Origin of the sequence: Bradyrhizobium sp. LB14.3, from assembly GCF_040547985.1 — a bacterium.
Taxonomy (GTDB): domain Bacteria; phylum Pseudomonadota; class Alphaproteobacteria; order Rhizobiales; family Xanthobacteraceae; genus Bradyrhizobium.
This window is the reverse complement of record NZ_JBEPQT010000003.1, coordinates 84,205-96,302: the sequence shown is the minus strand read 5'-3', so window position 1 is coordinate 96,302 and position 12,098 is coordinate 84,205. Positions and strand designations below refer to the sequence as shown.

The following is a 12,098-nucleotide window of genomic DNA, read 5'->3' as shown; positions in this document are numbered from 1 at the left end:
ATCAGGCCCCGGGCGCCCCAGGCACCCCGGTCTGCAGCGCCAGCGCATGCAGCACGCCGCCCATCTGGCCGCGCAGGGACTGATAGACGATCTGGTGCTGCTGGACGCGGGACTTGCCGCGGAAGGATTCCGAGATCACGGTCGCGGCATAGTGGTCGCCGTCGCCGGCGAGGTCACGGATGGTCACCTCGGCATCGGGGATCGCCGCCTTGATCATCGCCTCGATATCGTGAGCGTCCATGGGCATTCGGGTCGTACTCCTTATCGCGGCTGCAATCAGCCTTGTCGTCGAATCGCTGCCGGGGTCCGGATCTGCAAAGCCAAACTTGCCGGCAGGGACAAACTTAGCGTGAACGGCCTTCTACGTCACGCCTTCCGGCACTATATCCCATCCTGATAAAGGCACGACAAAGTGCCACGCACGGCAGATTGATCGAAAAGGCGTGAAGTCATGAAGCTTCCAGGGCCCGACCACCCCATCACCATCACCCAGAACCCCCGGCGCGTCCGCGTTACGGCGGGCGATATCGTGATCGCCGAGACCAGCAAGGCGCTGATCTTGAAGGAGGCCAAATATCCGGCGGTGCAATATGTCCCGAGACAGGACGCCAATATGGCGGTGCTGGAGCGCACCGATCGCGTCACCCATTGCCCCTACAAGGGGGACGCGAGCTATTACAGCGTCAAGGCCAACGGCCAGACGCTCGACAACGCGATCTGGACCTACGAGACGCCTTTCCCCGCGATGACCGAGATTTCCGGTCATCTCGCCTTCTATCCGGACAAGGTGAAGATCGAGGAAGTGGGGTAGCACCGACACGGGCCTACCGTCAGGGCCGGGCTTGTCCCGGCCCTCCACGTTCTTGGCTGCCGCGGATACAAAAGGACGTAGATGCCCGGGACAGGCCCGGGCACGACGACTGGGAATGCTGGAGCAGCCCCGCTATGCCCTGAAGATCGTGAGCCCCAGGATCAGCAGCACCAGGAAAATCACGACGAACACGTAGAACAGGAAGCGGGCGATGTCGGCGGAGGCGGCCGAGATGCCGGTGAAGCCGAGCACGCCGGCCACGATCGAGACAAGTAAGAAGATCAGCGCCCATTTCAGGATCGTCATCGCCAGCTCCGAAATTGTACCGCTTGTCGCGGTCCTCGCCCTCTTGGCGAACGCTAACTTCGTCGCAGGGAACTGGTTCCTAGCGGTGTCGGGACCTGCGGACGTCTCAAACGACCCTTGCTGAATCTGGTTCCCGGCGGCAAAGTCCGGCCGACAGAAGCGCGACCGGGGCGGCCACGATGACGATGTCACATTCAGCGACGATCGGCGCAGACGTGCACGCCGCGCCGAGGAGTAAGGCGCGCAATCTGTCGCTCGATCGCGCCCGCACCTTCCTCACGCTGGTAGTGCTGCTGCACCACGCCGTCATCCCCTACACCTATTTCGGGCACACCGATCCGACCTCCTGGATCGGTTTCGACATCGTCGTGCTGGCCACCGACAGCTTCTTCATGGCGATGTTCTTCTTCCTGTCGGGACTGTTCACGTGGCCCGGCATCGCACGTAAGGCGCCGTCGGTCTTTCTCCGCGATCGCCTGTTGCGGCTGGGGTTGCCGTTCGCGATCGCGGCCTTCACCGTCATCCCGCTCGCCTATTACGCTATCGCGCTGCGGCACGAGCCCGAGCTGAGCTTCACGGCGTTCTGGTGGAAGACGGTGACGGTTGGTCCGTGGCCGAGCGGGCCGATCTGGTTCGTGTGGGTGCTGCTGGCATTCGACCTGAGCGCGAGCCTGCTCTACCGGGTCTCGGCCCATCTGGTCGATCCGGGCAACCGTATCTCGCTGCGCGGATTTGAGCAGCCGGCCGCATTCTGGCTGATGCTCGTGGTCGTCACCGCCCTCGTCTACGTGCCGTCGCTGCTCTATTTCGGCGGCAGCAAATGGTTCGAACTCGGGCCGTTCTCGGTACAGGCGAGCCGCATCCTGCTCTACTTCGCCTATTTCTTCATCGGCGTCAGCGTTGGTGCGGCGAACTTCGATCGCGGCATCCTCAGCGCCGACGGCCAGTTGCCGAAACAGCGCTGGCTATGGGTGTTCGCGACGCTGATCCCGTACTGCCTGATGTGGGGCATGATCTACATCAAGCGAGAAGTTTTGGGGAATCCCGACCCGCAGCCGCACTGGTACCAGGCGATCTACAGCACGTTCTTCGTGCTGTTCTCAGGCTCGATCCTGCTCGCGATCCTCGCCTTCTTCCTGCACCAGAAGGCGCCCGGGCCGAACCTGCTCGACCGCATGCAGGCGGATGCCTACGGCATGTTCCTGGTGCACTATCCGATTGCGCTGTGGATTCAGTACGCGCTGTATGACTACTCGCTGCCGGCGATCGTGAAGGCCGCGATCGGCTTCGTGCTCACGGTGATCCTGAGCTGGGCACTGACGGCGGGCTTACGTAAGATTCCAGGGGCGTCGCACGTGTTGTGAGACCAAGGCCTCTCCGCTCGTCATTGCGAGGAGCCCTTGCGACGAAGCAATCCAGACTGCCTCCTCGGTGAGACTCTGGATTGCTTCGCTACGCTCGCAATGACGGAATGTGCGGCAGCCCCTCAGGCCGCCTTCCCGCCCATATACTCCGGCAGCCAGCGTTCGAACGAGGTCCGCAGCGCCTCGATCGTAACCGGCGCTTCGCCTGCGATCGCGACGGCGTCACCACCGGTGGTGCCGATCCGCACGCAGGGCACCTCGCAACCGCGCATCTTGGCGAGCACCCGGCCGGCTTCCGTTTCCGGCACGGTGACGAGATAGCGCGCCTGGTCCTCGCCGAACCAATAGGCCTGCGGCACCAGCGCGGTCGGCGCCGCGAGCAGTTCTGCGCCGATGCCGCTCGCCATCGCCATCTCGGCGAGCGCGATCAGAAGACCGCCGTCGGAGAGATCGTGCACGGCGGTCGCGGTGCCCGCATGGATCATGCCACGCACGCAGTCGCCGTTGCGCTTCTCGGCGGCGAGGTCGACCGGCGGTGGTGCGCCCTCCTCGCGACCGCAGATGTCGCGGAGATACACCGACTGGCCGAGCCAGCCATGGTTCTCGCCGATCAAGAGGATCGCCTCGCCTTCGGCCTTGAAGGCGAGCGAGGCTGACTTGGTGAAATCATCCAGCAGGCCGACACCGCCGATCGAGGGTGTGGGCAGGATCGCGCGGCCATTGGTCTCGTTGTAGAGCGAGACATTGCCGGAGACGACCGGGAAGTCGAGCGTGCGGCAGGCTTCCGAGATGCCCTTCAGGCAGCCGACGAACTGGCCCATGATCTCGGGCCTTTCAGGATTGCCGAAATTGAGATTGTCGGTGATCGCGAGCGGCTTGCCGCCGACGGCGGTGATGTTGCGCCAGGCTTCTGCCACCGCCTGCATGCCGCCTTGATAGGGATCGGCCTCGCAATAGCGCGGCGTCACGTCGACGGTCAGCGCCAAGCCCTTCGGGCCGTCCTGCACGCGCACCACGGCGGCATCGCCGCCAGGACGCTGCATGGTGTTGCCGAGAATGACGTGGTCGTACTGCTCCCAGACCCAGCGTTTGCTGCACAGCTCGGGCGTGCCGATCAGCTTTTCCAGCGCAGCGCCGAGACCCATCGGCGACGGCACCTCGCGCGCGTGCACGACCGGCAGCGCGGTCGAGGCGACATGCGGACGGTCATAGAGCGGCGCCTCGTCGCCGAGCTCCTTGATCGGCAAATCGGCCATGACGTCGCCGCCGTGCTTGACCACAAAGCGCTTGCTCGGCGTGGTGTAGCCGACCACGGCGAAATCGAGGCCCCACTTTTTGAAGATCGCCTCAGCTTCCTTCTCTTTCTCGGGCTTGAGCACCATGAGCATGCGCTCCTGGCTCTCCGAGAGCATCATCTCGTAGGCGCTCATGCCGGTCTCGCGGGTCGGCACTGCGTCGAGATCGAGGTCGACGCCGAGGTCGCCCTTGGCGCCCATCTCGACGGCCGAGCACGTGAGCCCCGCCGCGCCCATGTCCTGGATCGCGATGACGCAGCCACTCTCCATGATCTCGAGACAGGCCTCTAACAGCAGCTTCTCGGCGAAGGGATCGCCGACCTGCACCGTTGGGCGCTTCTCCTCGGACTTGTCGTCGAACTCGGCCGAGGCCATCGAGGCGCCGTGGATGCCGTCGCGGCCGGTCTTGGAGCCGAGATAGACGATCGGCATGTTCACGCCGGAGGCGGCCGCATAGAAGATCTTGTCGGTATCGGCGAGGCCGACCGCCATCGCGTTGACGAGGATGTTGCCGTCATAGCGGGTGTGGAAACGGACCTGGCCACCGACCGTCGGCACGCCGAAGGAATTGCCATAGCCGCCGACGCCGGCGACGACGCCGGAGACGAGATGCCGGGTTCTGGCATGTTCGGGCGCGCCAAAACTCAGCGCGTTGAGGCAGGCGATCGGACGCGCGCCCATCGTGAAGACGTCGCGCAAGATGCCGCCGACACCGGTGGTCGCGCCCTGGTAAGGCTCGATGTAGCTCGGGTGGTTGTGGCTCTCCATCTTGAAGACCACGGCCTGGCCGTCGCCGATGTCGATCACGCCGGCGTTCTCGCCGGGACCCTGGATCACCCAGGGCGCCTTGGTCGGCAGACCCTTCAGATGAAGGCGCGAAGATTTGTACGAGCAGTGCTCGTTCCACATCGCCGAGAAGATGCCGAGCTCGGTGAAGGTCGGCTCCCGCCCAATCAGCTTCAGGATGCGCTCGTACTCGTCGGGCTTGAGCCCGTGGGCGGCAATCAGCTCGGGGGTGATCTTGGGTTCGTTCTTCATGGAATTTGGGCTTTCGGCAGCAGTTGGCCGTTCTTAGGAACATCGGGCGGCTTGGAAAAGCCCTTTATGGCGCATTTTCCCACTGTCCCACGTTTTGCGGCCGTGGGCTGCGGGAACAGGAATTGCACAGCGCGGACAGATCGGATTTAAGGGCAAAAGACCCGCAATTGAAGGCCCATTTCCTTGCATGAATTGACCAAAGCGCCCCCGCCCCGCCGCCCCGACCTCCACATCGCCACTGATGGGGAATTCCAGGGCTGGCGAACCTGGATTCGCGACAGTTTTGAGAGCCACATCGGCCCGTTCTGGCACAAGATCGAGCACGACGGCAGCGTCCGCTCGGCGTTCCGGGTCGAGAAAAAGCACCTCAACGGCTCCGGAAACGTTCATGGCGGCTGCTTCATGGCGTTTTCCGACTATTGCCTGTTTGCGATCGCCACCCACGAACTGGATGGGCCGGCGGTGACCACCAATTTCGCCTGCGACTTCCTCGACGCGGCACGCGAGGGCGAACTGATCGAATGCGTCGGCGAAGTCTCACGCGCCGGCGGCTCGCTGATCTTCCTGCGCGGCAAGCTGACATCAGGCGGACGGCCCCTCTTCACCTTCTCCGGCACGATCAAGCGGGTGAAGCGGAAGCCGGCACCGCAGCCAAACGCATAGCTCGCCGTCTTCCCTTTTGGTGCCCCCTCGCCCAGACTTGTGCCGAGCGCTGTCGCGCGGGGAGCAACATCAAGGTGCCGCAGAGCACATCGCCGACAGGTCGCGCCACGGCCTCGCAATTGCCGTCCATCCCCGCCGCCGGCGCGCGCAACTGGCGTGACTATGCGCTGCTGGTCGCGCTCGCCTGCTGCTGGAGCTCAACCTATCCGCTGGCCAAGCTCGCGCTGGACACGATCCCGCCTGTCACCTTCATCTCGGCACGCTCGCTGATCGCGGCCGCCTTCCTGTTCGCGATCCTGTGGATGCGCGGCGTCAGGATCCCGACTGACGCCAAGGCCTGGAAGCTGTTCGCGACCCAGCAATTGATCAACTCGACCTTCCCGTTCCTGATCATCACCTGGTCGCAGCAATATGTGCCGGCGTCGAACACGGTGGTGCTGGCCTCGACGACGCCGATCTTCGCCTTCCTGATCACGTCGCTGATCACGCGGCACGAGCCGGCAACGCTGTTGAAGCTCGCAGGCGCGATCCTCGGCCTTGCCGGCACAATCGTCATTGTCGGCCTGGATGCGCTGCGCGGCTTCGGTAGTGAGATCGTGGCGGAGATCGCGATCCTGCTCGCCACCATCTCCTTTGCCTGCGCCACGATCTTCGGCCTGCGGCTGTCCGAATACGACCCGATGGTGGTGGCCGCCGGCTCGCTGCTGTTCGGCGGCCTCATCCTGCTGCCGCCTTCGCTGATCATCGACCAGCCCTGGACGCTGCACCCGACGCCGACGGCGATCACAGCCACCATCGTCATGGGCATCGTCTCCAGCGCCTTGGGGCTGATGCTGTTCTACATGTGCTTGGGACGGCTCGGCACGCTGACGACGAACGCGCAAGGCTATTTGCGCATTCCGATCGGTGTTGGCTTGTCCGTGCTGCTGCTGGGCGAGACCGTGCCGTCGAATTTGGCGCTGGGCCTGCTGCTGGTGATGGCGGGTGTTGCCGCCATGACGGTGCCGGCGGAACGGCTGAAGTGGCGCTAGCGTGAAACGCTATTGCTTGGCGGCGTCCGCCAGCATCTTCCGATACTTCTCGACGTCGCGCGTCACGAGCTGCTGAAGCAGCTCCGGCGTGTGCTCGCTGTCATCCGGCGCAACAGTCGACAACTCGGCAAAGCGCTTCTTCACCGCATCGGTTTCCACCGCCGTGCGCGCGGCGGCGTTCAGCCTGGCGATCACGGCGGGTGGGGTGCCCTTGGGCGCGAACAGGCCGTTCCAGCCCTGCGCCTCGAATTCAGGCAGGCCGGCTTCGGCTGATGTCGGCGGATCGGGCAGCGTGGCAAGCCGCACATTCGAGCCGACCACGAGGCCCCGCACCAGCTTCTCGTTGACCGATTGCGAGACGGAGGCCGCCGCATCGCAGACGCCGTCGATCTGGCCGCCGATCGCGTCCGTGAGCGCAGGCGCGGCGCCGCGATAGCCGACCAGCGTCGCGTCGATCCCGGCGGCGGTGACGAAGCTTTTGCAGATCAGGTAATTCGACGAGCCGACGCCGGCATGGCCGAGATTGATCTTGCCCGGATTGGCCTTGGCGTAGGCGATGAATTCTTTGAGGTCCTTCGCCGGAAAATCCTTGCGCACGGCGATGATGCCGAACGTCTTCGCCACCATGGCGATCGGCACGAAGGAGTCCGGCGTGAACGGCAGTTTTGGATAGATCGTATAGGTCGCCGCGTTGGTGCCGGCATTGCCGATCGCGATGGTGTAGCCGTCAGGCTCGGCGCGGGAGGCGCGCGCCAGTGCGGTCGAGCCGCCGGCGCCGGCGACGTTCTCGATCACGATGGTCTGGCCGAGCGCGATGCCCATCTGCTCGGCAACGGTGCGCGCGATCACGTCGGAAGTGCCGCCGGCCGCGAACGGCACGATCATGGTGACGGGACGCTTGGGGAAATCATGCGCGAACGCGGCAGTCGCGAGCGCAACGACGGCGACCGACAGCCGCTTCAGCACGAACGCAATCACGCGGCCTTTTCCAGATGCGCCGTGAGGCCGGCGAACAGGCCGCGGCCGTCGGTACAGCCCATGATGTCTTCGACGTGATTTTCCGGATGCGGCATCATGCCGAGCACGTTGCCCTTGTCGCTGACGATGCCGGCGATGGATTGCGCGGCGCCATTGATGTTGCTGATATCGTCGATCGCGCCGTCGGCGGAGCAATAGCGGTACAGCACGCGACCCTCGCCTTCGAGCCGCTTGATGGTCTCTGCGTCCGCCGCATAATTGCCCTCGCCATGCGCGATGGGCACGCGGATCACCTGCCCTGCATTGTAGCCGCGCGTGAACGGCGTGTCGGAGCGCTCGACGCGCAGATGCACGTCGTGGCAGATGAATTTCAGCCGTGCATTGCGCATCAACACGCCAGGCAAGAGGCCGGACTCGCAGAGGATCTGAAAACCGTTGCAGACGCCGAGCACGAGGCCGCCCTTGGCCGCATAGTCGCGCACCGCGTCCATCACCGGCGCCCGCGCCGCAATCGCGCCACAGCGTAAGTAATCGCCATAGGAGAAGCCGCCGGGTACCACCACGAGATCGGTGCCGTGAGGCAGCGACGTCTCGGCGTGCCACACCATCGCCGGCTCATGGCCCGAGATCAGCTTCAGCGCGCGCGCCATGTCGCGCTCGCGGTTGATTCCGGGAAACACGAGGATGGCGGCTTTCATGGCGGAGGTTCCGAACGAGGATTGGAATGGGGCTGGCACGGCGGCCAAATCGGCAGCAGACATAACCATTTGACGGGGATTTTACCAGTGCTAGCCTTGCCAGCGAGCGTTGTGCACAGGCCATAGCCCGCCGTTCGGCCGATCGATTCGCCCGGGATTAAAGCCATGAATGTCCCGTCGCTGCCCGCATCCCTCTCCGAGCCGGTGTCCGCGGAGGGTGTCGTCGCCGCCGGCGCATATGTCGACGGTCGGCGCGTCGCCAATATCGCCATCAGCGAAGCTTCGAGCTGGCGGGCAAAACCCGGCCACGTGGTCTGGATCGGGCTGCACGAGCCCGACATGGCGCTGCTCAGCGCGGTGCAGAAGCAGTTCGATTTGCACGAGCTCGCGATCGAGGACGCCAACAACGCGCACCAGCGGCCGAAGATCGAGCAATATGGCGAGGCCCTGTTCATCGTGGCGCGGACCGCGCAGCTGATCGAGGGCCGGATCGCCTTCGGCGAGACGCACATCTTCGTCGGCGAAGGCTATCTGGTCTCGGTGCGCCACGGCGCATCGACGTCCTACACGCCAGTGCGCGAACGGTGCGAGAGCTGCCCGCGGGCGCTCGCGCGCGGCGAGGACTACATCCTCTACGCCATCCTCGATTTCATCGTCGACAACTACTCGCCCGTGCTCGAGAGCATTCACGAAGAGGTCGAGAGCATCGAGGACGACGTGCTCTCCAAGCCGATCAGCAAGGCGCAGATCGAACGGCTCTACATGCTGCGCCGCGACCTGTTGCGGCTCAGGACTGCGATCGGCCCCCTGGTCGAGGTCTGTCGCAGGCTGGAGCATGACGAGCTGGCGATGGTGCGCGCGACGATGCAGCCGCTGTTCCGCGACGTCACCGACCACGTCAGGAACATTCAGGAGCGGATCGATTCGATGCGCGAGGTGCTGGCCTTCGCGTTCGAAGCTAGCTTGCTGGTCGGCCAGGCCCAGGAGACGGCGGTCTCCAAGAAGCTTGCCTCCTGGCTCGCGATCATCGCGATCCCGACCGCGCTTGCCGGCATCTACGGCATGAACTTCAAGCACATGCCGGAGCTGGACTGGGAGTACGGCTATTACACGCTGCTCGGCGTGATGCTGACGGCATGCGGCGCGCTGTACTGGCGTTTTCGCAGGGTCGGATGGCTGTGAGCCATCCCGTTCACCCGATCAGCTCCACCCGATAATTCTCGATCACGGTGTTCGCGAGCAGCTTGTCGGCGGCGTCCTTCAACGCCGCCTCGCCCTTGGCCTTGTCCGCGCCGGCGAGCTCGATGTCGAACACCTTGCCCTGCCGGACGCTGGCGACGCCGTCGACGCCGAGCGACTTCAGCGCGCCTTCGATGGCCTTGCCTTGCGGATCGAGGATGCCCGTCTTCAAGGTAACGGTGACACGTGCCTTCACGTCGAAAACCCCTTAGCTCTTCACCAGCACCGGGCCGGAGCCCTGCGGACGCTCGTTCTCCATGAGGATGCCGAGACGCTTGGCGACTTCGGTATAGGCCTCAAGCAGCCCGCCGAGATCCCTGCGGAAACGATCCTTGTCGAGCTTCTCGTTCGACTTGATGTCCCACAGACGGCAGGAGTCCGGGGAGATCTCGTCGGCGACGATGATCCGCATCATCTCGTTCTCGAACAGCCGGCCGCACTCCATCTTGAAGTCGACGAGGCGGATGCCGATGCCGAGGAAGAGACCGGTGAGGAAGTCGTTGACACGAATGGCGAGCGCCATGATGTCGTCGATCTCCTGCGGGGTCGCCCAGCCGAAGGCGGTGATGTGCTCTTCCGACACCATGGGGTCGTTGAGCTGGTCGTTCTTGTAGTAGAATTCGATGATCGAGCGGGGCAGCTGCGTGCCCTCCTCGATGCCGAGGCGCTGCGACAGCGAGCCGGCGGCGACGTTCCGCACCACCACTTCCAGCGGCACGATCTCGACCTCGCGAATCAACTGCTCGCGCATGTTGAGGCGGCGGATGAAGTGGGTCGGCACCCCGATGTCGTTGAGGTGCTGAAACAGGTACTCCGAGATCCGGTTGTTGAGGACACCCTTGCCCTCGATCACCTGATGCTTTTTCGCGTTGAACGCGGTGGCGTCGTCCTTGAAGTGCTGGATCAGGGTACCGGGCTCCGGGCCTTCATACAGGACCTTTGCCTTGCCTTCATAAATGCGACGCCGACGGCTCATGGGGATGTACCGTGTTTTGTTGAAATCCATGTATTTGGTGTGCTCCGGTTACTAGGGATTACGACCCACAGCGGAGCGGCTGTGAATGGCCTGGAACCGATCTGCAACCCTTGGAAACAGAACGGGAACCGGACCTTCAGGCAACCTATCCGATTGGCTGTCCCAGCACAATCGATCCGGCTCATCCGATGCCAACTTATACCGCCTTGCCTGCGGCTTAACGGCTCGTTGTTTTGCCGATTCGTGCCCCCTATCTAGGCATGCGAAGGGGCCGTCGCAACGAGGGCGCCGGGTCCAGTCAGCAGGGAATTGGAAAAGGCATGAGCACGTTCGACAAGCGCCAGGAAGGTTTTGAGAAGAAATTCGCCCTCGACGAGGAGCAGAAATTCAAGGCGGAGGCCCGCCGTAACCGGCTGCTCGGCCTGTGGGCGGCCGAGCAGCTCGGCATCACCGGCGATGCGGCGGCGGCCTATGCCAAGGACGTGGTCGCGGCCGATTTCGAGGAAGCCGGCGACGCCGACGTCCTGCGCAAGGTCGCGGCCGATTTCGCCGCCAAGAACGTGTCCGTCACCGAGCAGGCGATTCGCGCCAAGATGAACGAGCTGATCGCGGTGGCGGCGGCCGAGGTGAAGGCGGGGAAATAGCGCCCGCTCTTAGGCGTCCGGCCGGCGTGCAGAGTTTTTGCGCGCCGGCCGTTTTGTTGCGGGACTTCGCGAAGCGCCATAGCCACCTCGAATGGCGTCCAGCAGACGTTGCGCGGCCAGGCTCAGAAAGCCGTCGCGCCGGGTGACGATCGCCACGTTGTGGCTGGCAGAGAGATCACCGACCGCAATCGTCGACATCGCGCCCGAGCCGAGTTCTTCTGCGACATGACTTTGCGCGAGCAGCGCCAGGCCGAACCCTGACTCCACCAGCCGCTTCTGGGCGGTCAGGCTGTCGACCGCGGTCCACACCACGTCACCCAGGCCCTGCGTCAGAAACAACGCGAAGATATGCGCGGCCGCGACCTCGGGTCGGCCTTGTATCTCGGGAAAGGCGATCCAGCGCTCGCTCGCGAGCTGAGCCAACCGCTTCACCCGGCGTCCGGCGAGCGGATGGTCGGGGGCGCAGACGACCTGGAGCTTCTCGGACAGGATCGGCTCGCAGTCGAGATCGCGCGAACGGTCGAGGTTGTAGCGCAGGCCAATCGTCGCCTCGCCACGGCGAACGAGCGCGCTAACCTCGGCGCTGGTCGCCGTGCGCAAGGTGAGCGCGACACCCGGATGAGCCCTCGCAAATCCCTTCATGATCCCTGACAGGCGGCTGTCGGCAAGCGTCCCGGTCACAGCCAGCGAAACCGGTCCCGATGTCTGCTTGGTCAGCGCGCGGACGGCTTGCTCGGCATCCTGTGCGGCCGCAACGGCCCGCTCCGCATAGGGGATCAGAACACGCCCCGCATCGCTCAGAAGCGTGCGCCCCGCCACACGTTCGAACAGCGGCACACCGAGCTCCTGCTCCAGCAGCGCAATGCGGCGGGAGATCGCCGGCTGCGAGCGGTGCAGGAATTTTGCGGCATTCGAGATTCCGCCGCGGCGGTGAACGGCAAGGAAAGTGTTGAGCGCATCGCTGTCCATGACGTCACCCTATGCAAAAAACTGATGAACCAGAGAGAAATAACAAATTTGGCGGATGGCGTGAAGTCGCCTATGGCTGCACCGAA

14 protein-coding genes are annotated in these 12,098 nt (G+C 64.2%); 6 read left to right on the top strand and 8 right to left on the bottom strand.

The window, feature by feature from the left end; genetic code table 11:
- Position 1: 1 nt before the first annotated feature.
- On the bottom strand, positions 2-247 hold the full coding sequence (locus tag ABIB00_RS07660) for a BolA family protein (protein ID WP_212487351.1): 246 nt from the start codon (positions 245-247) through the stop codon (positions 2-4).
- A gap of 204 nt (positions 248-451) precedes the next feature.
- On the opposite strand from ABIB00_RS07660, the gene ABIB00_RS07655 reads away from it, so the two are divergent.
- Positions 452-811, top strand: a complete 360-nt coding sequence (locus ABIB00_RS07655; protein ID WP_354103929.1) for a DUF427 domain-containing protein — start codon at positions 452-454, stop codon at positions 809-811.
- Positions 812-943: 132 nt separating this feature from the next.
- On the opposite strand, the gene ABIB00_RS07650 is transcribed toward ABIB00_RS07655, so the two are convergent.
- The gene (locus tag ABIB00_RS07650) at positions 944-1,117 is read right to left on the bottom strand and encodes a DUF1328 domain-containing protein (RefSeq protein WP_007612121.1); all 174 of its coding nucleotides are present in this window, start codon (positions 1,115-1,117) and stop codon (positions 944-946) included.
- Positions 1,118-1,302: 185 nt separating this feature from the next.
- On the opposite strand from ABIB00_RS07650, the gene ABIB00_RS07645 reads away from it, so the two are divergent.
- A complete protein-coding gene (locus ABIB00_RS07645; RefSeq protein ID WP_247444531.1) occupies positions 1,303-2,481 on the top strand; it encodes an acyltransferase family protein in 1,179 nt (392 codons plus the stop codon).
- A 122-nt stretch (positions 2,482-2,603) separates the two neighbouring features.
- Here the strand turns inward: ABIB00_RS07645 and purL are convergent, their stop codons facing one another.
- Complete coding sequence (gene purL / locus ABIB00_RS07640; protein ID WP_354103928.1) at positions 2,604-4,814, bottom strand: phosphoribosylformylglycinamidine synthase subunit PurL; 2,211 nt, start codon at positions 4,812-4,814, stop codon at positions 2,604-2,606.
- Between the two features lie 183 nt (positions 4,815-4,997).
- Between purL and ABIB00_RS07635 the strand changes: the two genes are divergently transcribed.
- On the top strand, positions 4,998-5,477 hold the full coding sequence (locus ABIB00_RS07635; protein ID WP_354103927.1) for a PaaI family thioesterase: 480 nt from the start codon (positions 4,998-5,000) through the stop codon (positions 5,475-5,477).
- A gap of 74 nt (positions 5,478-5,551) precedes the next feature.
- Positions 5,552-6,508 (top strand): DMT family transporter, encoded by a 957-nt coding sequence (locus ABIB00_RS07630; protein WP_354103926.1) that lies wholly within the window; start codon positions 5,552-5,554, stop codon positions 6,506-6,508.
- Positions 6,509-6,517: 9 nt separating this feature from the next.
- Here the strand turns inward: ABIB00_RS07630 and ABIB00_RS07625 are convergent, their stop codons facing one another.
- Both ABIB00_RS07625 and purQ read right to left on the bottom strand, forming a co-directional pair.
- The gene (locus tag ABIB00_RS07625; protein ID WP_354103925.1) at positions 6,518-7,486 is read right to left on the bottom strand and encodes a tripartite tricarboxylate transporter substrate binding protein BugD; all 969 of its coding nucleotides are present in this window, start codon (positions 7,484-7,486) and stop codon (positions 6,518-6,520) included.
- Positions 7,483-8,184, bottom strand: coding sequence for a phosphoribosylformylglycinamidine synthase subunit PurQ (purQ, locus tag ABIB00_RS07620; protein ID WP_354103924.1), 702 nt, complete (start codon positions 8,182-8,184; stop codon positions 7,483-7,485). Before purQ ends, ABIB00_RS07625 begins: the two co-directional genes overlap by 4 nt.
- Positions 8,185-8,349: 165 nt before the next feature.
- On the opposite strand from purQ, the gene ABIB00_RS07615 reads away from it, so the two are divergent.
- Positions 8,350-9,366, top strand: coding sequence for a magnesium and cobalt transport protein CorA (locus ABIB00_RS07615; protein ID WP_354103923.1), 1,017 nt, complete (start codon positions 8,350-8,352; stop codon positions 9,364-9,366).
- A 10-nt stretch (positions 9,367-9,376) separates the two neighbouring features.
- Here ABIB00_RS07615 and purS read toward each other — a convergent pair whose 3' ends face one another.
- Both purS and purC read right to left on the bottom strand, forming a co-directional pair.
- Positions 9,377-9,619, bottom strand: coding sequence for a phosphoribosylformylglycinamidine synthase subunit PurS (gene purS, locus ABIB00_RS07610; protein ID WP_354103922.1), 243 nt, complete (start codon positions 9,617-9,619; stop codon positions 9,377-9,379).
- A gap of 12 nt (positions 9,620-9,631) precedes the next feature.
- Entirely contained in the window at positions 9,632-10,399 is a 768-nt protein-coding gene (purC, locus tag ABIB00_RS07605) for a phosphoribosylaminoimidazolesuccinocarboxamide synthase (RefSeq protein ID WP_173015815.1), read from the bottom strand.
- A gap of 320 nt (positions 10,400-10,719) precedes the next feature.
- Between purC and ABIB00_RS07600 the strand changes: the two genes are divergently transcribed.
- Complete coding sequence (locus tag ABIB00_RS07600) at positions 10,720-11,043, top strand: DUF1476 domain-containing protein (protein ID WP_354103921.1); 324 nt, start codon at positions 10,720-10,722, stop codon at positions 11,041-11,043.
- Positions 11,044-11,052: 9 nt separating this feature from the next.
- On the opposite strand, the gene ABIB00_RS07595 is transcribed toward ABIB00_RS07600, so the two are convergent.
- Positions 11,053-12,012 carry a LysR family transcriptional regulator gene (locus tag ABIB00_RS07595; RefSeq protein ID WP_354103920.1) on the bottom strand — a complete coding sequence of 320 codons (960 nt, stop codon included), beginning with the start codon at positions 12,010-12,012 and terminating at the stop codon, positions 11,053-11,055.
- Between the last annotated feature and the right edge of the window lie 86 nt (positions 12,013-12,098).

Excerpts from the sequence above, each read along its gene's own strand:
- ABIB00_RS07660 (WP_212487351.1), bottom strand. The coding sequence starts at position 247 with ATGCCCATGGACGCTCACGATATCGAGGCGATGATCAAGGCGGCGATC.
- ABIB00_RS07655 (WP_354103929.1), top strand. The coding sequence starts at position 452 with ATGAAGCTTCCAGGGCCCGACCACCCCATCACCATCACCCAGAACCCC.
- ABIB00_RS07650 (WP_007612121.1), bottom strand. The coding sequence starts at position 1,117 with ATGACGATCCTGAAATGGGCGCTGATCTTCTTACTTGTCTCGATCGTG.
- ABIB00_RS07645 (WP_247444531.1), top strand. The coding sequence starts at position 1,303 with ATGTCACATTCAGCGACGATCGGCGCAGACGTGCACGCCGCGCCGAGG.
- purL (WP_354103928.1), bottom strand. The coding sequence starts at position 4,814 with ATGAAGAACGAACCCAAGATCACCCCCGAGCTGATTGCCGCCCACGGG.
- purQ (WP_354103924.1), bottom strand. The coding sequence starts at position 8,184 with ATGAAAGCCGCCATCCTCGTGTTTCCCGGAATCAACCGCGAGCGCGAC.
- ABIB00_RS07615 (WP_354103923.1), top strand. The coding sequence starts at position 8,350 with ATGAATGTCCCGTCGCTGCCCGCATCCCTCTCCGAGCCGGTGTCCGCG.
- purC (WP_173015815.1), bottom strand. The coding sequence starts at position 10,399 with ATGAGCCGTCGGCGTCGCATTTATGAAGGCAAGGCAAAGGTCCTGTAT.
- ABIB00_RS07600 (WP_354103921.1), top strand. The coding sequence starts at position 10,720 with ATGAGCACGTTCGACAAGCGCCAGGAAGGTTTTGAGAAGAAATTCGCC.
- ABIB00_RS07595 (WP_354103920.1), bottom strand. The coding sequence starts at position 12,012 with ATGGACAGCGATGCGCTCAACACTTTCCTTGCCGTTCACCGCCGCGGC.